Origin of the sequence: Roseibium suaedae, from assembly GCF_900142725.1 — a bacterium.
GTDB classification, from domain to species: domain Bacteria; phylum Pseudomonadota; class Alphaproteobacteria; order Rhizobiales; family Stappiaceae; genus Roseibium; species Roseibium suaedae.
Window position 1 is genome coordinate 339,939 of the sequence record NZ_FRBW01000003.1, and the last position, 23,704, is coordinate 363,642.

The following is a 23,704-nucleotide window of genomic DNA, read 5'->3' on the forward strand; positions in this document are numbered from 1 at the left end:
TCCGAGCAATCAGCCTGCCACGACAAGCTACCCGGACTGGCGGGCCATCCAGACATCCAGCGGTGAGATCACTGGCGCTTCGCCGTTGTTGGTCGGCCAGGAATCAATCGCATAGACCGCTCCGCCTTGCTTTTCCTTCACGGTGGCGGAGGCATGCGGATAGCGCCCATCCAGGAAGAAGCCGCGGGCAACGGGCGAGGACACCGTGTGATGCTTCAGATAACCGTGCCGCTGCGCCAGTAGCAGCAGGCTGTTGGTGTTTGTCGATTCATCAATGCAATCCATCTGGCCGCGCACACCGGCATTGTGCATGTCGAGGCCGCCGATGTCGTTGGAGGAGCCAACTATGGGGCCGGCCCTGCGTTCCTGCCAGCTGACGGCCGCAGAGATCGCTTTCCGCTCCGCCTCGGGCGATGCTGCCCCTTTCTGCAGGATGGATTTCAGCCGGGCGAGGTCCTTGCCTGAGAAATGCACGGGTGTCTTGTAGGTGCAGCCGAAGCCGTGACAGACATAGATACGGTCAGCCTTCGGTGCCACGCCATTATGCGCACCGTACCAGGCCTGTGCATCGCCCTCGGACTGACTGGCACAGCCCGCCAGAACGCCGCAAGCGATCAGACCGGCAGAGCCGAGCAGGTTCCTGACGGCTGCTCCTGTCCTTTTCCTCTCAAACACGCAGCGAATCCCCTCTCATTCGTTTGCCCTTACGGAATTGTGTAGCACGGCATTGCGGCTGGCCAAGCAAGACTGTAATCAAACGCCTGACCGCCCGGATGGTTCGTTGGCTTGCGACGCGCCCCGGCAAAGTGATTGAGGCCTGCATAAAGGCCCCCAAAATCCCAAAGGATCGACGACATGACCCCCATCCATGTGATTGGCGGCGGACTGGCTGGTTCAGAAGCTGCCTGGCAGATTGCCCGCCGCGGCATTCCCGTCGTGCTCCATGAAATGCGTCCCGTCCGCAAGACCGACGCGCACAAGGGGGAAGGACTGGCAGAACTGGTCTGCTCCAACTCCTTCCGTTCCGATGACAGCGAGCACAATGCGGTCGGCCTGCTTCATCACGAGCTGCGTCAGGCAGGATCGCTGATCATGGCTTGCGGCGACGCCAACCAGGTGCCCGCCGGCAGTGCGCTGGCCGTGGACCGGGACGGATTCTCAGATGCCGTCACCCGCGCCCTTGAAGAGCACCCGCTGATCACCATTGAGCGTGAGGAAATTGCTGGCCTGCCGCCGGAAAGCTGGGACAGCGTGATCGTGGCAACCGGTCCGCTGACCTCCCCGGCCCTGTCCGAGGCAGTTCTTGCCCGGTGCGGCGAAGATGCGCTGGCCTTTTTCGATGCCATCGCGCCGATTGTCCATTTCGACACGGTGGATCTCTCCAAGGCCTGGTTCCAGTCCCGCTATGACAAGGTAGGCCCCGGCGGCAACGGCAAGGACTATCTGAACTGCCCGCTCGACAAGGACCAGTATGACGCTTTCATCGACGCGCTGATTGCGGGCGACACCGCCGATTTCAAGGAATGGGAAGAAAACACGCCCTATTTCGACGGCTGCCTGCCCATCGAAGTGATGGCAGCGCGCGGACGCGAGACCCTGCGCCATGGGCCAATGAAACCCATGGGGCTGACCAATGCCCATAATCCGACCGTGAAGGCCTATGCGGTGGTTCAGCTGCGCCAGGACAATGCCCTCGGTACGCTCTACAACATGGTTGGTTTCCAGACGAAGCTGAAATACGGCGCCCAGGCGGAGATCTTCAAGATGATCCCTGGCCTGGAAAATGCCCAGTTCGCGCGACTCGGCGGCCTGCATCGCAACACGTTCCTGAATTCGCCGAAGGTTCTGGATGGCACCCTTCGCCTCAAGGCAGAACCGCGCCTGCGCTTTGCCGGTCAGATCACCGGCTGTGAGGGCTATGTGGAATCGGCCAGCGTCGGTTGCATGACCGGTATCTTCGCCGCATTGGAACGCCTCGGCCGCGATATCGTCACGCCTCCGGAAACCACCGCCATGGGCGCCTTGATCGGACACATCACCGGCGGTCATATCTCGCGGGAAAACGAAGGTGGCCCGAGCTCCTTCCAGCCGATGAACGTCAATTTCGGCCTGTTCCCGCCGGCCGAGGCACCAAAGACCGGTGCGGACGGCAAGCGGCTGAAGGGCAAGGAAAAGACCAATGCCAAGAAGCTGGCCATGACCGAACGGGCCAAGGCCGACTTCGCCGCCTGGATCGCCCCGCTTCAGCCGGAATAAGGCTGCCCGAACGTTCAACCGGAGCGCTCCTGAACCAGGCGCTCCGGTCAAGTTTTTCTAGGACAGCTGCTCCAGTTGCACCTCACCGTCCGCCTCGCGGGCGAGATAGGCCCGTCTGGCCGGAAGCGCGAATTTCGCGCCATTGTCTTCCACGATCTTCATTGCCTCGATCAGGAACAGTTCCTGGAACTTCAGGAAGACATTGCGGTCCGCCGTCAGGACATAGGCAAAGACCTCGATATCCAGGGAATAGCTGTTCAGCGCGACCAGATTGACCCGCAACGGGCTTTCGGCAACCATTTCATGGGTTTCGAGGAATATCCGAATCTGATCTGCAATGGCGGTCAACTGCTCCCGGCTGGTCTCGTAGCGCAGGGTCAGAACATGCTTGAGATGGAACTGGTCACGGCGGCTGAAGTTGATGAGCTTCCGCTTCGCAAGGTCGGCATTGGAAACGGTGATGACGGTCCGGTCCAAGGCACGAATTCGCGTGGAGCGAATTCCGATCGCCTCGATCGTGCCTGAGAATTCGTCGAACTGGCAGAACTCCCCGACCCGCACCATCCTGTCGGCATAAAGGATAATGCCGCCAATGAGGTTCTCGAGCGTCGGCTGCGCTGCCAGCGCCACCGCCAAACCACCGACACCGAGACCGGCAATCACACCGTAGACCGGAATTCCGATGCGGGTAGCCCCATATCCGGTCACCAGCACGGCGGCGATCAGCCCCAATAACCGGAAGCCGGTGAAGAGAAGGCTGGAGTCCAGAGAGTTGCTGGCGGTCACCGGGTTGCGGATGATCCAGACGGACAGAAGTTCCACACAGCGGAACACCAGCCAACCAAGGGATGTCCAAACCACTGCGGTGGCAATGGTGCCGACAGCGACCATGGCACTGCCGGTGATGTTGACCTCACCCTCCACCAGGAAGCGGAACAATCCAACGGTGGCAATCACCACGAGCGGCATCATCAAGCTCCTCAACCGCCGCCGCAGTTCAGATACCGGAACGGCGCGCATGCGCTCCCATCGGTAAAGCAGGACAGGAAAGGCAATCGCAACAAGCGACAGGAGGAACAGTGCGATCCACTGCCAATAGGCCTGAGACAGGAAATGATGCCTCAGCCAATCCGGTCCCGACTTGATCAGCTCGAACCATTTGGGCGCGACCAGATTGCCGGGCGTATAGATATAATAGTCATAGAGGTCATCCCCCAGGTCCCGGCGGGAGGGGAACGTCTTGATCAGCTCATAGTCTTCCGGGATCCGGGCAACGGATTCGCTGGTAACCAGATATTCGACACCCTCGCCGGCCTTTTCCTTGCGTGCGAAGGTGATGTTGGTTCCCGGTATTTTCCAGCGTTCCGGCAACATACTGATGGCCTGGGAATCCAGAAACGATCCGGCACCCTCACCCGGCACCTCTGACATGTGGGGCAGATAGATCCGGTCAAGGATTTCCTGAAACTGAAGCACCAGCTCCATGCTGGCCCGTTCTCTGGCCGTCTCCGGAATGGCGGAGAGATCGAAGATCCCCTTCGCCTTGCCGAACAGCGCGAGCACATATTTCAACTGGCGGCGCTGATCGCTTGTCAGAGAACGGCTATCACTGGCCTGGAATCCGTCGCGCACCTCCCGCCAGGTCTGACCGGCCTCGTCCATCAGGAGAACGAAACTCTCCAGCGCGGCCCTTGGACTGCTGGTGTCAGGCGGCGCAAGCGGATTTTGACGCAGATACGATCCGAGATCGAAGGTCGCCGCTTCGATGATATCGTCATCGGTGAAACGGGTTTCCGCCTGTTCTGAGCCAGAGGTCGTTGCTTCAGCGCCAGCTGTCTGAGCATAAGCGGACAGGAAAGATGGGACGCTGATGGCAGCTGCGACGCAGCCAATGACCAGACCTCTCCGGAGCCAGCTCACAACCGAAAATTGCCCCGACATAACCGCCTTCTCCCCATCACCCGATGTGCCCAATCCGCAAGAATTGCGATGACACTACAAAGGGGAGTTGAATCTGAGGTTACGCTACAGGCAGATTCTGAATGCGAAAAATCTGTCCTGCGGGCTGCGCAACCTCACAGAGAGACGCCAGACTTGCGCGCCGCACGCCACAGGATCCACTGGCGCTTGAGTTGGGACAGTTCGGCCGATCCGCGCAGCGGATCAAAATCCTTTGCATCCATCTTCGACAACATTGGCTCGACAAGGGCCAGTGGCAGGAAGACAGCGGCGGCCCGGGCGGGCACCTCAGCGATTTTCTGACGAACCCGGCCAAGATGATGGCGGGCGTGGCCGCGCAACTCGGCAAGGGCGGCCTTCAGCTCGGGCGAGCTTTCGCCCTTGAAGACCGTCTGCGTGTCGACCCCATGCCGCGCCAGCAGATCTGCCGGAAGATACATCTGGCCGCGGGCGGCATGCCAGGGCAGCGCCCGCATCAGGCCGCAAAGACCATAGGCAACACCGGCATGTCCGGCGACGTCTGCCGTACCCGCATCCTCACCCTTGTTCAGAACAAGGGCGCCAAGCTGGAACAGAGCCGAAACGGTCTCGCCGCAATAGCCTTCCAGATCATGGAGCGTGGGCATGCCATCGTCGTAGAGATCAAAGACGCGGGCATCGATCATATCGGTCAGCGCCTTGACCGGAAGCTTGTAGGTCCGGATCGTCTGCCCCAACGCGTCGGCCACCGGATTGGCGGCGGCATCGCCGTGCTCGGTACCTTGCAGGAAGTCCCGCCACCATTGCAGCCGCACTTCGCCGGGAAGCGGATCGCGGATCACATCCCGGACACGGGCGATCTCTGCATTGAAGGCATAAAGCGCCCACAGGCCACCCCGCGCCTCTTCCGCCGCAAACAGCCCGGCCAGATACCGGTCCCGGTCCTGGGCGTAGACGATGTCACGGGCGTGGTCGAAAGAGCTGAAGGTCATGATGTGATCGTATGCACTTTTGAACGGTGCGAAGTCAAAGGATAGCAGACGTGGTTTTGCTCAAGCCGTCCGGCAGTCTCCCGTCTCCGCTATCATCGCATTTGGACAACAGAACCTCGAAAACTCATCGCTATAGCCAAAACAAGGCTTCGGCAACCGGCCCATCCTTCGAGACGCCTGGCATAAGCCAGGCTCCTCAGGATGAAAGAGATTTGTAGGAGTCTCTAAGCTACCCGCAAGTTTTCAACCCGGAAACCCTCATCCTGAGGAGGCCGTCGGGCCGTCTCGAAGGATGGGCTCCGCGTGGTTCGTTCCAGAAAACTCACTCCACCGCCAGCAGCGCTGCGGCGACGGCGCGTTCTTCGGACAGCATGACGTTGAAGGTGCGCACCGCAGCCCCCGTAGACATGCTGTCGGAAATGATGCCCGCATCGCGGAACGCCTGCTTAAGGGGCTGGGGCAAGGGCCGGAGGTCCGGGCCCGTGCCAACCAGAAGCACCTCGATGTCCCCCTGCTCTTCGAGAACACGGGCGAAGGCCTCGATGCTCAGGTCGGAAAAGGAAACCGGGTCCCATCCATAGATGCCCGACGGCACGCACAGGATGGAACCGCGGTGGGACATGTTGGCGAACCGGAACCCGCCGCTGCCGTAGGCATCCAGCGGGGCCCGTCCTGGAAAATGCGCGTCCCGAATTTCCATCATCCGCCTCAGGCTGCCGGAGCTGCGCCGGTTTCCTGCTTGTCCGCGGTCTCGTCGTCAGACTTGTCGTTCGAACGCAGGTTGAACAGGATCAGGAAAGGGGCAGCCAGGAAGATCGACGAATAGGTGCCGATCGCAATGCCGAAGATCATCGCCAGGGTGAAGGACCGGATGACCTCACCGCCGAAGGCGTAAAGGGCAAACAGTGCCAGAAGCGTGGTCAGCGACGTCATGGTGGTGCGCGACAGCGTTTCGTTGATGGACTGATCGAGCAGATCGGTCAGGCTCATCTTCTTGTAACGCCGCAGGTTCTCACGGATACGGTCATAGACCACAACGGTATCGTTGAGGGAGTAACCGATGATGGTCAGCACCGCCGCAATGGACGACAGCGAGAAGTCCAGACGCAGCACGACGAACAGGCCGATGGTGATCAGCACGTCGTTGAAGGTGGTCAGGATCGCGCCGAGAGCGAACTGCCATTCGAAGCGGAACCAGATGTAGAACATGATCGCGATCAGCGACACGCCCACACCGATCACGCCAGCACGGGCGAGTTCCTCGGAAACGCGCGGCCCCACCACTTCGATGCGGCGGAAATCGACCTGATCCTCGGCAAAGGCGTCGCGCACATTGGCAACGACAGCCTGCTGGGCAAGTTCACCGCCCGGCTGCTCTTCGATACGCACGAGAACTTCATCCTCGCCGCCGAATTGCTGCACCTGGACATCGCCAAGGTTCAGATCGCTCATGGTCGAGCGGATGGCCGCGACATCTGCCGGGCCCTGGGTCTTCATTTCAATGACCGTGCCGCCCTTGAAGTCGATGCCGTAATTCAGCCCGACCGTAAAGAACAGCGCGATGGAACCAAGGCCGAGAACGATGGCCAGCGGAAAGCTGACCTTTCTGAGCCACATGAAACGGATCTTTGTGTCATCCGGAACAAGTCTGAGCAAAGCCACTATTTCTACTCCCGGATTACAGAGACAGTTTCGTCGGCCGCGCGCGGCGCACCCACATGGCGATCAGGAACCGCGTGAAGGTGAAGGCCGAGAAGACGGTCGTGAAGATACCGACGGCCAGCGTGACGGCGAAGCCCTTCACCGGACCAGACCCGAGCTGGAACAGGATCAAGGCCGCGATCAGCGTCGTGATGTTGGCATCAAGGATAGTCCCGAGAGCGCGGGAGAACCCGGCATCGATAGCGGAGATCGCAGAACGGCCTGCACGCATTTCCTCGCGGATACGCTCATAGATCAGCACGTTGGCGTCCACCGCCATACCGATGGTCAGAACGATACCAGCAATGCCCGGAAGCGTCAGCGTCGCCTGCAGTGTCGTCAGGACACCAAAGATGAGGATCACGTTCACGGCCAGGGCAATGTCGGCGATCACCCCGAAACGGCCATAGGCAAGGATCATGAAGATCACGACCGCGGCTGCCCCGATGAGCGAGGCAAGCTTGCCCGCCTCGATGGAGTCAGCGCCAAGGCCCGGACCGATCGAGCGTTCCTCGATCACGGTCAGCTTGGCCGGCAGAGCCCCTGCACGCAGGAGCACGGCCAGGTCATTGGCGCCTTCCACGGTGAAATTGCCCGAGATCTGGCCGGAACCGCCCGTGATGGGCTCGCGGATGACCGGTGCGGAAATCACTTCATTGTCGAGAACGATGGCAAAGGGCTTGCCGACATTCTGCTGGGTGACCACGGAGAACTTGCGGGCACCTGCGGTGTTGAAGCGGAAGCTCACCACCGGCTCGTTGCTGCGCTGGTCGAAGTTGACCTGCGCGTCCACGAGGTCTTCACCGCTGAGCAGCGGGGTTTCCGCGATCAGATACGGAATGGGCGGATCATCCGTGGACATGGCGACAACCGTGCCTGCCGGCGGGCGGCCCTGAAGCGCCTGCTGGGCGGACATGGACGTATCGACCATGTGGAAGGTCAGCTGAGCCGTCTGGCCCACCAGGTCCTTCAGGCGCTGCGGATCGCTTTCGCCCGGGGCTTCCACGAGAATACGGTCAGAGCCCTGGCGCTGGATGCTGGGCTCGGTGGTGCCGATTTCGTCGACACGGCGGCGGATGACTTCGATCGACTGCTGGACAATCGACTGCATGCGCTGGTCCAGGCCCTGCTGGGAGAACGTGAAGCGCACGAGGCCATCTTCGGAAACGTTGACGTCGAACTCGTTGACGGCCTGGCCGCCGAAGACCGAGTTGACCAGCGGGCTGCGCAGCTCGTTCAGACGCGTTGTCGCATCTGCAAGCTGGGACAGATCGCGGATACGGACCTGAACGCTTTCGCCCTGGATACCCAGACCGGTGTAACCGATGCGCGGCTGATCGCGCAGTGTCGAACGGATATCGCCTTCAAGAGTGCGGAAGCGCTTCTGGACGTAGTCGGCCTTGTCGATTTCATAGAGCAGATAGGCACCGCCCTGAAGATCGAGACCGAGAACCATCTTGCTTTGCGGCAGGAACCCCGGCCAGCTTTCAAGCGTCTTGGCGGAGAAGAAATTAGGCAGCGTCGTCAGAATACCGGCAATGACCACGAGTGTGATGACGGCAATCTTCCAGCGGGCAAAATAGAGCATGTCGGGTAGCCTGTGCTGGGGTGCCAGGCCGGGGCAATGTACCGGCCTGGCGCAAATGCGAAGTCAGGGGGCGCTTATGCGCCTTCCTTGGCCGGCTCGGACTTGGAACGGACTTCCTGGACCATGGAGCGAACGATACGTACCTTCACGCCTTCGGACAGTTCCACTTCCAGTTCACCATCGTCCACCACCTTGGAGACCTTGCCGATCAGACCGCCGCTGGTGACGATCTTGTCGCCACGGCGCAGGCCAGCGATCAGGGCCTGGTGCTGCTTCATGCGCTGACGCTGCGGACGGATGATCAGGAAGTACATGATCACGAAGATCAGGATGAACGGCAGGAACTGGCCGATCATGCCGACATCGAACGGGGCTCCGGTCTGCGCGAAGGCGGGGGTGATGAACATCAATATCTCCTCAAGGGGCTTTTCGCGCCGGCAAAGCTTGCCGCCAGCAACAAATGCCAAATTCTGGTGGCCGGACTATACCGGCGGCGCGACGGTTTTCAAGTAATCCGGCTAGCTACAAGCGTACCGGAATGGGAATAAGCGCCGTTTTCGTGCCGCCATCCCCGTGTTACTCGTCTTGCTCGCTCCTGGCCGACCCCAAAGTGGGTCCGAAATTCAAGGTTACAAGTCCCCATGTCCGAAACCAGCGACATCGCTTTGCTCAACCAGAAACTCGATTCCCTGCTGCAGCTCGTGGCCCGCGCGGTTCCCCCGCTGCCAGTCGCGCCGGACCTTGATGCGGCAGATGCCTTCGTCTGGTCGCCGGCTCCGGGCGAGCTGGTGCCGGTGGCAAAGGTGAACCGGGTCGACATCGCCCTGCTCTGCTCCGTCTCGCGGGTCCGGGATCTGCTTCTGGAGAACACCCGGCGCTTTGCCAAGGGCCTGCCCGCCAACAACGCTCTTCTTTGGGGTGCGCGCGGCATGGGCAAGTCCTCGCTGGTCAAGGCAGCTCAAGCCGCCGTCAATGTCGAGATGGGCACCAATGATCTGAAGCTGATTGAAATTCACCGCGAAGACATCGAGACGCTGCCCGCACTGATGAAGCAGATCCGCGACGCCAGGCAGCGCTTCATCATCTTCTGTGACGACCTGAGCTTCGACAATGACGACACGTCCTACAAGTCCCTGAAGGCGGTTCTGGAAGGCGGCATCGAGGGGCGTCCGGACAACGTGATCTTCTACGCGACCTCCAACCGCCGCCACCTTCTGCCGCGGGACATGATCGAGAACGAGCGCTCCACCGCCATCAATCCGGCGGAAGCCGTCGAGGAGAAGGTCTCCCTCTCCGACCGTTTCGGGCTCTGGCTCGGCTTCCACAAGTGCAGCCAGGATGACTATCTGGAGATGGTCAATGGCTATGTCGCCCACTACGGTCTGAAGATCGACGCGGACGCCCTGCGGGCACAGGCGCTGGAATGGGCCACCACCCGCGGCAGCCGCTCCGGCCGCGTGGCCTTCCAGTTCATCCAGGATCTGGCAGGCCGTCTCGGACACCCCTTGGGTTGAGCCCCGCAAACCCGCAACAAATGCAAAAAGCCCCGGCAGGACCGGGGCTTTTTCTATGACAGGACGTGAAGAAGACCTCAGTCCTTGGGCAGATAACGCGCCGGATCAACCGGCTTGTTGCCCTTGCGAACCTCGAAATGCACCTGCGGCTGGTTGACCGAACCGGTCGCACCGGCCAGAGCGATGGTGTCGCCCCGGTTGACGGCATCGCCGCGCTTCACGCTCAGCTCCGAATTATGGGCATAGGCCGTAACCCAGCCGTCCTCGTGGCGCAGCAGAACCAGATTGCCGTAACCCTTCAGTTCGTTGCCCGCATAGATCACGGTGCCGCTGTCGGCAGCCTTGACCGGCGTGCCTTCCGGAACTGACAGGTTGACGCCGTCATTGCGTGCGCCGCCCGGCTTTGCACCGAACTCGGAAATGACCTTGCCACGCACCGGCCAGCGGAAGTTGGGCACACCGGTTTCAACCGGATCGGCATTGGCAACAACCTGCGGCTTTTCGATCTTGGCCGGCGCCGTTTCCTGACGCACAGGTTCCGAAGCACTGGAGATCAGCGCGGGCTTGTTCTGGCTTTCCGGAACAGAGCCGGACACGCTCACCGTGCGGGCGGGAGCCGTCGCAGTCGAACGGGTCGGCTTGGCACCCGGCGCACTCGCACGGATCGGAGATGCATCTGTTGCTGTGCCAGAGCGCACTTCCGCGAACTGCGGCTGATGACGCGGCTTGGCGGTCGGCTTCGCGTTGACACCGGCAGCAGAGGCGCTCGGGATCGAACCGGTCGTCATCGTGTCAGCTGCCTGCGCCACCGGACGGACAACCGATCCGGAATCTGCGCGGGAAGACCCGCCGTTTGGCGAATAGGCATAGGTCGGGATGATCAGGCTCTGGCCAGGACGGACAGAGGAAACATCCTCGATGCCATTGACGGCGACGATCGCCCGCTCCGGAACACCGTAGCGCTTGGAAAGGCCTGCAACCGTATCACCATTGCGCAGAGTGACCCGTGTACCGCCTGCAGACGACCAGCCGTTCCAGGACGCAGCGTTGGTGCTGGAGACCGGTGCGGAAGCCACCGGCTCACGCAGTGATGCCGTGCGCATTTCCGGAGCCGGAGCCGTTTCAACCGGAGGCAGGGAATTGGACGTCACCGCAGAGCGCGAAGGCATGGAGGCCGGCGCCTGGGCATAGGCCCCGCCACCGGACGGCACGCTTGCATGCGGCAGCGGCGCTCCATCTGCGGAGCGGGTCACAGAGCCCGTTGTTCCTGTCCGGCCACCGGCAGAGGGAAGCTGGCCGTTGTAACCATAGTTTTGCGAACCGCTGGCGACATCCCGGTAGGACGGCTGCGACGGCTGGCTTGAGGCAGCCGGCCTGTTCGACACACTGCTTGTGGTGAAGTCATAGTCGCTGAAGCGTTCGACAGCAGAGCTGCACCCGGCCAGCAGACCGGCGGTCAGGGACATCAAGGCAATCCGTGACACCAGATCACCGCGGGGGATACGCAGCCGCTTACTCATAGCACTCTCAACCGATAGATGATTGATCATTATGGTTAAGAGTAGAAACCAGTAAGGTTTATAAAGAGCTAAGAAACCGGCTTATTCTAAGCCAGTGCTGACTTTCGGACAAATAGATCCGCACAGATGCCAGATCAAAGCCGGCCAGCAAGGCCCGGGAGCAGCGAAATCATGCGCACAACGCCGAGTTTGCGCCGTTCCTCCGAGCCCCCTGCCCGGTTGAGCTTGATCAGCGTCTGCGGTTCGCGGGGAATGCCGAGCGGCGCGATCAGAATGCCGCCGGGCTTCAGCTGCGCAAAGAGGCCTTGCGGGATTTCCGTCACCGATCCGTTCAGCACGATCCGGTCATAGGGTCCTTGCGCGCTCAGCCCGAGAAGTCCATCGGCATGGTGAATGCGGACGGTTTTCAGCTTCAGGGCCGCCGTACGCTGTCCGGCCAGGTCCACGAGGGTCTGATAGCGGTCAACGCTTTCCACCCTGCCCGCCAGGTGAGCAAGGACAGCCGCCTGATAGCCGGACCCGGTGCCAACCTCCAGGACGGAGTGTTCTGGCTTCAGTTCCAGCTCCTGCATGACCCGCGCCACGAAGGAAGGCGCGGAGACCACCTGGCCGCATTCAATCGGGAGGGCTGCATCGTCATAGGCGAGATTATGATGGACAGCCGACAGGAACAGACGGCGCGGAACCCGCTCTATGGCAGACAGGACCGCACGGTCGCCAATCCCCCGGCGCCGCAACCCGAGCACAAGCGCTGCCCGCGCCTCCACCTCATCGGCGGTTTCGCGGTGCGGCTCAACAAATTGTCCCGGCCCGTTTGCGCCGCTCATTCATGCCCCCAATGGCAACCGGTCAGTCCTGACCGGAACCGTCCGACAGACTGCGTGCCAGCTGGCCGGCCATATCATGAGCGGTCAGGTCGATGCGCAGGGGCGTGACGGAAATATAGCCGTCGTCGATCGCATGCAGATCGCTGTTTTCCAGAATGGACTTGCCGCGGTCGCGGAAGGCCAGCCAGAAATAGGGATTGCCGCGACCATCCTTGCGCTCGTCAACAACCAGCCCGCTCTGCTCGTGATGCCCCTGCACGGTCACCTTCACGCCGCGCACCTCTTCGGCCGGACAGGCCGGGAAGTTGACGTTGAGCAGGGTAAAGGGCGGCAGGTTGAAATCGATCAGCTTGCGGAACAGCTCGGTCGCGTGGGCTTCGGCAATGCCGTAATCGGGCCCATTCTCGTCTGACCAGTTGTAGGCCTGCGAGACCGCGATGGAGCGGATGCCCAGCAGCGAGCCTTCGATGGCACCGGCGACTGTGCCCGAATAAGTGATGTCCTCGGCCAGGTTCTGGCCCCGGTTGATACCGGACAGAACCAGATCCGGCGCACCCGGCAGAACCTTGCGCAGCCCCATGATGACGCAATCGGTCGGCGTGCCGCGCAAGGCATAATGCCTGTCGCTGATCTTGCGCAGCCGCAGGGGCTCGCTCAAGGTCAGGGAATGGGCAACACCGCTCTGGTCCGTCTCCGGCGCAATGACCCAGACGTCATCACTCAAGGTGCGGGCGATCCGCTCCAGAGCCGCAAGACCGGGCGAGTGAATGCCGTCGTCGTTTGTGATCAGGATGCGCATGTCAGCCGATGGTCTCCAGCCCGTTCATGTAGGGACGCAGTGCTTCCGGCACGGTGACCGTACCATCGGCATTCTGGTAGTTTTCCATGACGGCGATGAGCGTGCGGCCCACGGCCAGACCGGATCCGTTCAGCGTGTGGACATGGCCGAGCTGCTTTTCGCCCTTGAGACGGTAGCGCGCATTCATGCGCCGGGCCTGGAAATCGCCGCAGACCGAGCAGGACGAGATTTCACGGAACGTGTCCTGACCCGGCAGCCAGACCTCGATGTCATAGGTCTTGCGCGCACCGAAGCCCATGTCGCCCGAGCAGAGCGTCATCACCCGGTAATGCAGGCCGAGCTTCTTCAGGACGTTTTCCGCACAGGAGAGCATGCGCTCCAGCTCATCCAGCGAATCTTCCGGACGGGTGATGGAGACCAGCTCGCACTTCTGGAACTGGTGCTGACGCAGGACACCGCGCGTATCGCGGCCCGCAGACCCTGCTTCCGAACGGAAACAATAGGTCAGCGCGGTCACGCGCAGCGGCAACTCTTCTTCCGCCAGAATTTCACCGGCAACCAGATTGGTCAGCGGCACTTCTGCAGTCGGGATCAGATAATGATCGCCGGTGGTCTTGAAGAGATCTTCCTCGAACTTCGGCAGCTGACCGGTCCCATACAGGGCCGTGTCATGAACCAGCAGCGGCGGCGACACTTCCGTATAGCCGCTTTCCAGCGTGTGCATGTCGATCATGAACTGGCCGAGCGCACGCTCAAGACGGGCGATCTGGCCCTTCAGAACCACGAAGCGCGAACCAGAGAGCTTGGCAGCCGTGGCGAAGTCCATTCCGCCATGGGTCTCGCCCAGTTCGAAATGTTCCTTCGGCTTGTGATTGAAGTTGAAGACCGGCTTTTCACCAACGACGCGCAGCTCGACATTGCCCGCCTCGTCTTCCCCATCCGGCACATCGTCATGGGGCAGGTTCGGAATGACCGCCAGGGCCGCATCGAGGGCAGCAACCAGCTTGCGCTCTTCCTCTTCGCCGTCCTGAATGAAGGCCTTGAGCTTGGCAACTTCGTCGATTACCGCTTGGGCAGCAGCCTCGTCCCCGCAGGCCTTGGCCTTGCCAATCTCCTTGGAGGCGGCATTGCGGCGGTTCTGGGCGTCCTGAAGCTTGGTGATATGGGACCGGCGCGCATCGTCCAGCGCAATCAGCTTGGCTGCGGAGGGCTCATAGCCACGGCGGGCAAGACCCGCGTCAAAGGCTTCGCTGTTTTCCCTGATCCATTTGATATCGAACATCGTGCTTCCCGGGCGACGCTTGAGGGAGTGCGGATTGCCGCGCCGCGCCGGGACGATTGCAGGAGCCTCAGCCCTCAGCGGCCTCGCGCTCTGCCTCTCGTTCCGCACGCTGGCGTTCGACAAGCCGGACGGAAATAATGGAGACTTCGTAGAGAAGCAGCGTCGGCAGTGCAAGGCCGATCTGCGAAATCGGATCCGGAGGCGTCAGAACGGCCGCGGCGACAAAGGCAAAGACGATTGCGTACTTGCGTTTCTCGCGCAGGGTCTGGGCAGACACCAGACCTGCCCGACCCAGCAGGGTCAGGATCACAGGCAGCTGAAACACAAGGCCGAATGCGAAGATCAGCACCATGATCAGGCTGAGATATTCACTGACCTTGGCCAGATGCTGGATGGCGACCTTGCCGTCTCCGCCCGCCTGCTCCATCGACAGGAAGAAGGTCATCGCCATGGGCATGACGAGGAAATAGACGAGGCAGGCGCCAAGAGCGAAGAGAATCGGCGTCGCGACCAGGAACGGCAGGAAGGCCGAGCGTTCGTTCTTGTAGAGCCCGGGGGCCACGAACATGTAGATCTGGGAGGCCACCACCGGGAACGCCAGGAACAAGGCTCCGAACAGAGCCAGCTTCAACTGGGTGAAGAACCATTCCTGCGGCGCGGTGAAGATCATCGAGACATGCTCCGGATTGGGAGCCGCCTTCAGATAAGGCACCGTCAGGATGTTGTAGATGTCGGTCGCAAAGTAAAAGCAGATCACGAACATCAGGAGGATGGCGATCACCGACTTGAGCAGCCGCTGACGCAATTCGATCAGATGTTCGATGAGAGGAGCCTTGGAGGCCTCGATATCATCCTGGCTCATGCCTTGGATCCCTCGGGAGCCACAGTGGCTGCCGTTTTGGCGGATGCGGGAACGGCCGGTTCTGACGGCACGCTGGCAGCCTCGACAGGAACAGGGTCTGCGACCTGATCCGCAGCCGGAGCCGTTGCCATGGGCACCGGCGGAACCGCTTCAGGCGCAACCGGCTTTGCTGCCTTGGCGCTCTGCTCCGCCTCGATGGACTTCTTCAGATCCCCCAGGGGATTGGTGTTTCCAGCCGCTTCCACCTGCTTGCGCATTTCGTCGATGCCGGCCTGCTGTTCAGCTTCGCGGATCGCTTCATTGAAGGTGGACTGGAATTCCCTGGACAGGCGGCGGGCCTTGCCAATCATCTGGCCAACGGTCCGCAGCATGCGAGGAAGGTCTTTCGGACCGACGACGATGATCGCCACGCAGACGATCACCATGATCTCAGTCCATCCGATATCGAACATTCAGGTCCGGCCCACAGGTTGGGTCCGGCTGCCAGACATGGCGCCGGACGCGTCGTCGCTTCAGGAAGCCTTGGACTTGTCTTCAGCCTGCTCGGCAGACATGGTCTGCGCCGGCTGATGATCGATCGTCTTTGGGGACGCTGCAGGTGTGCTGGAAGCCGACGGTGCATCGTCGTCGTCAGCCATACCCTTCTTGAAGCTCTTGATGCCCTTGGCGACATCACCCATCAGGTCGGAGATCTTGCCCCGTCCGAAAAGCAGAACGACGACCACCGCGATGATCAGAATCTGCCAAACACTCACGCCCATGCGTCTAACTCCCGGTTGGTCCGGCTCTTCAGCCTGCCGCCACTATTACAAAAAAGGCTTCGCAGCCGCAACACAGTGACCATGCCCCCATATAGGAACAAGGAACAAGTCCTTAAAGGTCACGGCCGCGTCTCAAACACCAGAACATCCTGCGGATCCGTGGACAAACCGACGTCCATGCCCACCTCGAAACCACCTCCGGGACGTGCCCGGGCCTGCAGCAACCTGTCGTGGCCCTCGACGCGAATGGCCAGAAGATCCATTTCGCCCACGAATCGTTTGGCCACGATGCGGCCCGTCACGCTGGTGCTTCCGGCCGGTTCCAGAACGATACCGTGCGGACGGACGCAGACCTCAAGGTCCGTTCCGACCGGCGCGCCATTGCCCTGGATCAGGCCGATCGGCGTTTCGATCCCATCGGAGGACACCCTGCCCTGCATCTGGTTGAGCTCGGAAAAGAACCGTGCGGCAAAGACATCGGCCGGATTGCTGTAAAGTTCCTCGGAGGTTCCGTGCTGGACCAGGCGGCCACGGCGCATCAGGGCAATCTTGTCGCCCATGCGCATGGCCTCTTCCGGATCATGGGTCACCACGATGCAGGTCGAGCGGGTTTCCCTCAGGATCGACATGGTTTCCTCGCGCACACTGTCACGCAGGCGCCGGTCAAGGCCCGAGAACGGCTCATCCATCAGCAAGACACCCGGACGCGGCGCAATGGCGCGGGCCAGCGCCACGCGCTGCTGCTCGCCGCCTGAAAGCGCATGAGGATAATCCGCCGCGTAGCCTTTAAGGCCGACCCGCTCCAGCGAGGCCAGCGCCTCCCGCTCCGCAGCGTCCCGGGGCAGATCCTTCAGGCCGAAACAGACATTGTCCAGAATGGTCATATGCGGGAACAGCGCATAATCCTGGAACATCAGACCGACGCCACGCTTTTCCGGCGGCACGAACCGGTTGGGACCCGCAACCTCCTGGCCATTGATCAGCACCCTGCCCCGGCTCTGGCGCTCGACACCGGCGGCAATGCGCATGAGTGTCGTTTTGCCGCAACCGGAATGCCCCAGAAGACACAGAACTTCGCCCGGCGCGACCGAGAGGGAGAGGTCCACAACCGAGTCATTGCCGTCGTAGTCGTGGCAAATGCCGTCGAACACCAGCCCGGCCGCAATCGTCGCACGGGCCGTTCCACGGGTTCCCCAGTTCGGATCCCTGTCAGCACCTGAGGCATGGCTGCGCGAGAGATCTGCTGCCGTTTGGCCGTCTTTTCCCGTCTTCGGGTCTTTCAAGGTCATGGAGTCTCGGTTTTCTGATCCAGATCCGTTTCATCGAACAGGCCGCCTTCTTCCAGCGGATCCTCTTCCTCGGTCAGGTCCGGCGTGTCGTCCGGCGTCGGCACAAAGAACGAGGCAGGGATCGCGCTGTCAAGCAGGCCCGCCCCCTTCAGCTCTTCCAGCCCCGGCAGATCGCGGATGTTTTCCAGACTGAAATGCTGGAGGAACAGCTCGCTGGTGCCATAGGTCACGGGCCGCCCCGGCGTGCGGCGGCGGCCGCGCATGCGCACCCAGCCGGTTTCCAGCAGCACGTCCAATGTGCCCTTGGACGTGGATACGCCGCGGATTTCTTCAATCTCCGCGCGGGTCACCGGCTGGTGATAGGCAATGATGGCCATGGTTTCCAGAGCCGCACGGGAGAGCTTGCGCTCCTCCTCCCGGTCCCGGCGCATGAGATAGGCGAGATCCTCGGCGGTTCTGAAGGCATATTTCCCGGCAACGCGGATCAGGTTGACCCCACGCACCGCATAGGTCCGCTGCAGTTCCGCCAGAATGGCCGGAAGATCGCAGCTGCGTGGCAGGCGGTCCTTCAGCTCATCGACGGAGATCGGGTCGGCGGAGGCAAAGAGCAGCGCTTCCACCATGCGCATGCCTTCCCGGTCCCGGTCGCTGAGCGAAGGGCGGCCGCTTTCGGTAATCGTGAGCAGGTCTGCTTCAGATGCCATCCTGACGCTCCTTTGCTTTGGCGCGAATGTAGATCGGCGTGAAGGCCTCGCCCTGCCGGATCTCGATATGGCCTTCTCGCACCATTTCGAGGCTGGCCGAGAAAGTGCTCGCAATCACGGTTGCCCGGTCCTCATCGTCATAGAGATAGTCGCGCAAGTAATCGTTGATCGGCGCCCATTCCGCAATCCGGCCGACCAGTCTGGTCAACAGTTCCCGCGCCTCCTGCAGCGACCAGACATTGCGCCGGATGACCGTGTGGTGCGTAACAGATGTGCGCTGGCGCTGGGTCGCGTAGGCAGTCAGCAGCTCATAGATACTGGCCGACCAGATGCTCTTGTGGTTGACGGATGTCGTTTCGGGATAGCCGCGCGCGAAGACATCGACCCCGAGCCGCGACCGCTCCATCAGCCGGGCAGCCACGTCGCGCATTGCCTCCAGGCGGCGCAGACGGAAGGCAAGTGCTGCGGCCAGTTCTTCCCCCGACGGCTCGTCCTCACCCTTTTGCTCCGGGATCAGAAGGCGGGACTTCAGATAGGCAAGCCAGGCCGCCATGACCAGATAGTCGGCCGCCAGTTCCAGCCGCATCTTGCGGGCCTCTGTGACGAAATCGAGATATTGCTGCACCAGGGCCAGGATCGAGATCCGGGTCAGGTCCACCTTCTGGGTCCGGGCAAGGCTCAGAAGCAGATCGAGCGGACCTTCGAAGCCCTCGACATCGACCATGAGCGTGGGATCGGACGAGGCACGGTCCTCGCCCAATGCGGTGCTCAGGAGATCGACCTGATCATCATCGCTTGCCATGCCCCAAACTCAGCCCCAGCTGCCGTACTCAATCCGCAAACGGCTCCGGACACCTTACCGGGTCCCCATCATTGGCCGCTACGGATGTCCCAATCCTGTCCCGCCCCCCGGCGGTCAAACCAGGCTTTCGGTCAGGGTGCGGAACCGGGCCCAGGCCGCTCCGGCATCAAAGGCCGGATCCGGCGCCTTGAGCCAGCCAAGCGCCCGCTCGCAGCGCAGGCGGCTCATCCCCGCCAGATCGGGCGCCACTTCCGCGACGGCCTCCATCTGGTCCAGTTCCCCATTGCAATGAAGCACAAGATCGCATCCTGCGGCAAAAGTTGCAGCGGATCTTTCCCGTATATCCCCACCAAGGGCCTTCATGTTGATGTCATCGCTCATCAGGACGCCATCAAAGCCCATCTGACCACGAATAATGCTGTCGATGATGACCCGGCTCTGGGTCGCCGGCGCCTTCGGATCGATGACGGTGAACAGGAGATGGGCCGTCATGGCCATCGGATAGCTGCTCAGGGCCTTGAAGGGGGCGAAGTCTATGGCGTCCAGCTCTTCGCGCGGCGCGTCGACGCGCGGCAACTCCAGATGGCTGTCGACGGTCGCCCGGCCATGTCCCGGCAAATGCTTGAAGACCGGCAGTACGCCGCCCGCCAGAAGACCTTCGCAGGTTTCCTTGCCGAGTTTTGCCACCATGTCCGGCTCGTTGCCATAGGCCCGGTCACCGATGGCATCGACCATGCCCGGCTGGCCGACATCGAGAAGCGGCAGGCAATCCACGTTGATGCCAAGAGACAGAAGCTCATGGGCGATCAGGCGCGCGCCAAGCCAGGCGGCTTCCTTGCCCCGGCCGGGATCGGCCCGGTAAAGGTCGCCGAAAAGCTTCTGCGGCGGAAAGGACGGCCAGTGCGGCGGGCGCAGGCGCATGACCCTGCCCCCTTCCTGATCAATCAGGACAGGCGCATTCTGACGCCCAACGGCCGCCCGGAAATCCTCAACAAGGGCCGCCACCTGCTCGGGATGATCGCAGTTGCGCCGGAACAGGATCAGACCCCACGGATCTTCCCTCGTGAAAAATGCCGTCTCTTCCGCCGTGAAGCGCAATCCGGCACAGCCGCTGATGAATGCCTTGGTCATGAATTGGCTGTATCTGCGCGTTTGCCGCCGGTCAAGCAGGTGGTTGCACCGTGGTCTTGCGTCCGCTTGGGCGAACCGCGCATAAAGGGGCAAAGCCACCGGATCCGGAGACAATATGTACGCGCTTCCAGACAGCCCTCAGGGAACCATCCACTCCCTTCAGATTGCCTCGTCCCTGCTGGGGGCCAACATGCTCGGAGACAGGACAACACGCGAAGTCGCAGTCTATGTTCCGAACGGCCACAGCGGCGAAGGCCTGCCGCTTCTGGTCGACCTTGCAGGCTTCACCGGCAGCGGCCTTGGCCATATCGGCTGGAAGAATTTCGGCGAGAACCTGCCCGCCCGCCTGGACCGGCTGATCCATGAAGGCGCCCTGCCCCCGGTCGTCGTCGCCTTCCCCGATTGCTTCACCCGGCTTGGCGGCAACCAGTATATCGACAGTGCTGCCATGGGCCCCTGGGCAACCTATCTGACCACCGAGATGCTGGAGGCGGTGGAAAGCCGTTTCGGCTGCGGCGGCCCCGGTCTTCGCGCCTGTTTCGGCAAGTCTTCCGGCGGCTATGGCTCGCTGGTCCATGGCATGCTGCATGCAGATGTCTGGTCAGCCGTCGCCTGTCACTCGGGCGACATGGCCTTCGAGCTCTGCTATCTGCCGGACATGCCCGCAACGCTCAGAACCCTGCAGAAGAAGGGATCTATCGAGGATTTCGTCCGCGGATTTGAAGCGGGGCCGAAATATTCCGGCTCCGATATGCATGTGCTCATGACGCTTGCCATGGCGGCGACCTATGATCCGGCTCCGGGCGCTTTCTGCGGCATCCAGCTTCCTGTCGATCCGGAAACCTGCGAGCTGATCGCGGAACGCTGGAACACCTGGCTAAGCTGGGATCCGGTGCGCATGATGGACCGGCATGTCACGGCGCTCAAATCCCTCAAAGGCCTCTGGATCGATTGCGGCACTTTCGACCAGTACAATCTCCTCTATGGCGCGCGCCGCCTGACCCGCAAGCTTTGCGACACCAAGGTCCCGCATGTCTATGAAGAGTTCGAGGACAATCACTCGGGCATCGACTACCGCATGGATCTGAGCCTGCCTTATCTGGCCAAAGCCCTGCTCGGCTGACGGCGCGAAACGGATCAAGAAAACAAGAAAGGCCGGAGCAATGCTCCGGCCTTTTCAATTTCGCAGACTGTTTCCGCCTTACTGGCGGCGGACGAAGCAGTCGCCGCCGGCGGCCTGAAGGCTTTCGCAGACTTGAATGGCCTCATCCTTGGAGCCGGCCGGAATGCGGGCACGGTAGAAGGTGCCCTTGTCCGGAATTTCGGCTGCAACGATCACTGCGGAGCGTCCGCCAAGAACCGAAGGATACTTGCGCTGAAGCGCTGTATAGGCATCACGGGCAGCCGCATCGGAGCGCTGCGAAGTCACCTGAACCACATAAGTGCCATCCGGAATGGAACCGCTGGACGGAGCCGCTGCTGCAGGCTGGGCAACAGCGGGAGCCTGGGCCTGAGTCTGAACCGGAGCCGTTCTGACCGGCGCTGCCGCCGGGTTGGTCAGGTCAAGCGGGCCACTGCGGACAGGAGCGGTCTGCTGCGGCGTGGCAGCTGCCGTGCGCACAGGCGCGGCAGGTTTGCCCTTCGGCAGGGCAGACGGGATTTCGCTTGCAGGCGGCTGTTCAACCGGCGTCAGGTCTGCAGCCGTTTGAGGCGTCCCCTCGGCCGGTGTTTCTCCGGTTTCAGCACCCGAAACGATCGCCGGGACAGCAGGTGCCGCGCCCGGAAGCGTTGTTCCGGGAAGAGACGTATCCGTGCCAGCGGGCGTTTCGGTCCCCGCGGCCGGTTGAGCCGGAGCGGTCGCAACACTGCGGATCGGAGCCGGAGCCCCGGAAGGCTCATCGCCCTCAATGATTGTTCCATCCGGACGCACGACGAGGGTCCGAACCTTCTTCGGACCGGACGGCACCAGCGGATCGCTGGTCACGACGCCAGCAGGAGCAGGCGGCAGTTCGGCCGGCTGGGTCTGCTCAGGCAGCACCAGGCGCTCGCGCGAGGGATCGGACGCATTGCTGCCAACCCGGTCATAGATCAGCTTGGAGCTCTGGTTCTCTTCCTTGGGCTGCTCTTCCGGATAAACCTTCAAGGGCTCTTCCAGGCCAGCGATCACCGGCGGAGCGCCATCCGGAACGCTGACGGAATTGTCCCCGGTCAGAAGCACAACAGCACCGCCGACCAGTGCAACGGCCAGCACGGCACCAGCCGCATAAAGCCCCTTGCGCGATCCCCCGCCATGGGGCGCAGCCTTCATTTCCCGTTCGGGATGAGGCGGCAGAACGCCCTGCTGGCCAATGGTCGGATCGCTCTCCTGCATGGCGCGGGCGACCGCATCCAGATCATAACCACCCGGAGGGGGCGGAGCATCGTCTTCCGGCGTTTCCGGCAGCATGGCTGCTGCTGTCGGCCAGCTCATGTCATCGATGTCATCAGACACATCGACCGGCGCGCGGCCCGAGGCCGGCTTGGCCTTTGCCGATGTCCCGAAATCAAGATCGGCAAAAAGCGCGTCAAAGTCCGGACCGGCAGAGCTGCGGGCTGCTGCTTGAGGCGCGGAAACATGAGATGCGGAATGCGATGCAGAGACTTCAGGCGCACGGTAGGAGGTCGCGGCAGCCTGCGTGTCGATGGACAATGCTGCGAAGAGATCGTCCTCATCGACCACCGACGCCTTGCGCGCCGGTGCCTGATAGGGCTCGTCCGCAGGGTCGTCCTCGTAAGCCTGAGCGGGCTCGGGCTCCTGGTCATACTGCCAGCCGCCCTGCTCCTGATCCCGGGAGCTGGAGGCGTAGGAGCTCACGGAAACGGCGGGCGCCTGATGAACCGGCTCGGCCTCGTAAGGCTCTTCAAATTCGGCTTCGGCTGGCGCAGACAGCTCATAGGCCGTCGCATAGGGATCGGCCGTCTCGGCCTCTTCCGGCCAGCTGTCGGCATAACCTGTATCCGTTGCCTGCGCGCCCTGCGGCTCGGACTGAGCCTCAGCCCCGTCATAAGCGGTCACGTCATAGGCAGGCTCATAAGCGGCAGGGGCATCGGCAGCCTCATCGGCATAAACGGCAGGCTCGGCCTGAACGTCCTCTACCGCGTAGTCCTGTTCCGGATAGTCCACTTCCGGGCTGGCAGGCGCAACAGGATCGAAGCTCTGGCGCAGGGCGCCCATCAGCTCGTCTTCCAGTTCCGCCGTCAGGTTCTGCTCAAGGTCGAGCGAAACAGTGTTGCCAAGACGCGAGGCAGGCTGAACTTCATAGGCTGGGGCACTGGCGGCTGCAGGCTGATGGCTTGCCGCCACCGCCGCGCTCAGGCTCTCTTCAAGTCCCCAGTCATCCTCTGCTGCAACAGGCGCTTCTTCTGCCTGGACGTGCTGTTCCTGGACAGCTCCACCGAACTGCGGCTCGACGCGCTGTGGGACAACAGGCTCCGGGGCACCCCGGCTGAGAGTGTCGGTTTCTCCGCCCAAGTCATCAAGACCTGCGAAATAGTCGGTATTTCCAACGCGATTGCTCGTCACGCTGGCTCCCGCCTGCTTGTTCCGATTGACGATTCGGGCCAGTTCAACCAGCGGATCCTCCGCTGCGGACTGGTCCTCCTGCCCCACTGCGCGAGCCGTGGCACGTAAATCGGAGGTCGGACGTTCGTTTGCTGACATGGGCGTTTTGCTATCCGGCCTAAGGTTGCAGCCCGTTC

22 protein-coding genes are annotated in these 23,704 nt (G+C 61.9%); 3 read left to right on the plus strand and 19 right to left on the minus strand.

The genetic code is table 11. The annotated features are described in order from the left end of the window. Positions 1-27 precede the first annotated feature (27 nt). Entirely contained in the window at positions 28-675 is a 648-nt protein-coding gene (locus tag BUA94_RS15105) for a hypothetical protein (protein ID WP_208980109.1), read from the minus strand. 180 nt (positions 676-855) lie between these two features. Here BUA94_RS15105 and trmFO point away from each other — a divergent pair, with 180 nt between their 5' ends. Beyond that, on the plus strand, positions 856-2,256 hold the full coding sequence (trmFO, locus tag BUA94_RS15110) for a methylenetetrahydrofolate--tRNA-(uracil(54)-C(5))-methyltransferase (FADH(2)-oxidizing) TrmFO (RefSeq protein WP_073014148.1): 1,401 nt from the start codon (positions 856-858) through the stop codon (positions 2,254-2,256). A 57-nt stretch (positions 2,257-2,313) separates the two neighbouring features. Here the strand turns inward: trmFO and BUA94_RS15115 are convergent, their stop codons facing one another. The 6 genes from BUA94_RS15115 to yajC form a co-directional block, all read right to left on the minus strand. Continuing rightward, positions 2,314-4,197, minus strand: coding sequence for a mechanosensitive ion channel family protein (locus BUA94_RS15115; protein ID WP_073014149.1), 1,884 nt, complete (start codon positions 4,195-4,197; stop codon positions 2,314-2,316). Positions 4,198-4,331: 134 nt separating this feature from the next. Next, complete coding sequence (locus BUA94_RS15120) at positions 4,332-5,186, minus strand: phytoene/squalene synthase family protein (protein ID WP_073014150.1); 855 nt, start codon at positions 5,184-5,186, stop codon at positions 4,332-4,334. Between the two features lie 322 nt (positions 5,187-5,508). Next, positions 5,509-5,886 carry an Mth938-like domain-containing protein gene (locus BUA94_RS15125; RefSeq protein WP_139251149.1) on the minus strand — a complete coding sequence of 126 codons (378 nt, stop codon included), beginning with the start codon at positions 5,884-5,886 and terminating at the stop codon, positions 5,509-5,511. Positions 5,887-5,894: 8 nt separating this feature from the next. Beyond that, positions 5,895-6,848, minus strand: a complete 954-nt coding sequence (gene secF, locus BUA94_RS23830; protein WP_073014152.1) for a protein translocase subunit SecF — start codon at positions 6,846-6,848, stop codon at positions 5,895-5,897. 16 nt (positions 6,849-6,864) lie between these two features. After that, positions 6,865-8,475 carry a protein translocase subunit SecD gene (gene secD / locus BUA94_RS23835; protein WP_073014153.1) on the minus strand — a complete coding sequence of 537 codons (1,611 nt, stop codon included), beginning with the start codon at positions 8,473-8,475 and terminating at the stop codon, positions 6,865-6,867. 74 nt (positions 8,476-8,549) lie between these two features. After that, positions 8,550-8,882: a preprotein translocase subunit YajC gene (yajC, locus tag BUA94_RS15140; RefSeq protein ID WP_073014404.1), complete on the minus strand. Its 333-nt coding sequence runs from the start codon at positions 8,880-8,882 to the stop codon at positions 8,550-8,552. Between the two features lie 234 nt (positions 8,883-9,116). On the opposite strand from yajC, the gene BUA94_RS15145 reads away from it, so the two are divergent. Then, on the plus strand, positions 9,117-9,989 hold the full coding sequence (locus BUA94_RS15145; RefSeq protein ID WP_073014154.1) for an ATP-binding protein: 873 nt from the start codon (positions 9,117-9,119) through the stop codon (positions 9,987-9,989). A gap of 77 nt (positions 9,990-10,066) precedes the next feature. Here the strand turns inward: BUA94_RS15145 and BUA94_RS15150 are convergent, their stop codons facing one another. From BUA94_RS15150 to nagZ, 11 genes are all read right to left on the minus strand, one after another. After that, the gene (locus tag BUA94_RS15150; protein ID WP_073014155.1) at positions 10,067-11,509 is read right to left on the minus strand and encodes a M23 family metallopeptidase; all 1,443 of its coding nucleotides are present in this window, start codon (positions 11,507-11,509) and stop codon (positions 10,067-10,069) included. A 134-nt stretch (positions 11,510-11,643) separates the two neighbouring features. After that, complete coding sequence (locus BUA94_RS15155; protein WP_073014156.1) at positions 11,644-12,336, minus strand: protein-L-isoaspartate(D-aspartate) O-methyltransferase; 693 nt, start codon at positions 12,334-12,336, stop codon at positions 11,644-11,646. A 22-nt stretch (positions 12,337-12,358) separates the two neighbouring features. Continuing rightward, positions 12,359-13,135, minus strand: a complete 777-nt coding sequence (gene surE / locus BUA94_RS15160; protein ID WP_073014157.1) for a 5'/3'-nucleotidase SurE — start codon at positions 13,133-13,135, stop codon at positions 12,359-12,361. A gap of 1 nt (position 13,136) precedes the next feature. Then, a complete protein-coding gene (gene serS, locus BUA94_RS15165) occupies positions 13,137-14,417 on the minus strand; it encodes a serine--tRNA ligase (protein ID WP_073014158.1) in 1,281 nt (426 codons plus the stop codon). Positions 14,418-14,484: 67 nt separating this feature from the next. Continuing rightward, positions 14,485-15,279, minus strand: a complete 795-nt coding sequence (tatC, locus tag BUA94_RS15170) for a twin-arginine translocase subunit TatC (RefSeq protein WP_073014159.1) — start codon at positions 15,277-15,279, stop codon at positions 14,485-14,487. Further along, on the minus strand, positions 15,276-15,731 hold the full coding sequence (gene tatB / locus BUA94_RS15175; protein ID WP_073014160.1) for a Sec-independent protein translocase protein TatB: 456 nt from the start codon (positions 15,729-15,731) through the stop codon (positions 15,276-15,278). Before tatB ends, tatC begins: the two co-directional genes overlap by 4 nt. A gap of 60 nt (positions 15,732-15,791) precedes the next feature. Then, the gene (locus BUA94_RS15180; protein ID WP_073014161.1) at positions 15,792-16,040 is read right to left on the minus strand and encodes a twin-arginine translocase TatA/TatE family subunit; all 249 of its coding nucleotides are present in this window, start codon (positions 16,038-16,040) and stop codon (positions 15,792-15,794) included. A 119-nt stretch (positions 16,041-16,159) separates the two neighbouring features. Then, positions 16,160-17,329: an ABC transporter ATP-binding protein gene (locus BUA94_RS15185; protein WP_084082050.1), complete on the minus strand. Its 1,170-nt coding sequence runs from the start codon at positions 17,327-17,329 to the stop codon at positions 16,160-16,162. After that, the gene (scpB, locus tag BUA94_RS15190) at positions 17,326-18,033 is read right to left on the minus strand and encodes an SMC-Scp complex subunit ScpB (RefSeq protein ID WP_073014162.1); all 708 of its coding nucleotides are present in this window, start codon (positions 18,031-18,033) and stop codon (positions 17,326-17,328) included. The genes BUA94_RS15185 and scpB overlap by 4 nt, the downstream gene beginning before the upstream one ends. After that, positions 18,023-18,835 (minus strand): segregation and condensation protein A, encoded by an 813-nt coding sequence (locus BUA94_RS15195; protein WP_073014163.1) that lies wholly within the window; start codon positions 18,833-18,835, stop codon positions 18,023-18,025. Before BUA94_RS15195 ends, scpB begins: the two co-directional genes overlap by 11 nt. Positions 18,836-18,949: 114 nt before the next feature. Then, entirely contained in the window at positions 18,950-19,966 is a 1,017-nt protein-coding gene (gene nagZ, locus BUA94_RS15200) for a beta-N-acetylhexosaminidase (RefSeq protein WP_073014164.1), read from the minus strand. A 115-nt stretch (positions 19,967-20,081) separates the two neighbouring features. Between nagZ and BUA94_RS15205 the strand changes: the two genes are divergently transcribed. Next, the gene (locus tag BUA94_RS15205) at positions 20,082-21,089 is read left to right on the plus strand and encodes an alpha/beta hydrolase (RefSeq protein ID WP_073014165.1); all 1,008 of its coding nucleotides are present in this window, start codon (positions 20,082-20,084) and stop codon (positions 21,087-21,089) included. Positions 21,090-21,167: 78 nt separating this feature from the next. Here the strand turns inward: BUA94_RS15205 and BUA94_RS15210 are convergent, their stop codons facing one another. Beyond that, positions 21,168-23,666, minus strand: a complete 2,499-nt coding sequence (locus BUA94_RS15210) for an SPOR domain-containing protein (RefSeq protein WP_073014166.1) — start codon at positions 23,664-23,666, stop codon at positions 21,168-21,170. Positions 23,667-23,704: the final 38 nt, after the last annotated feature.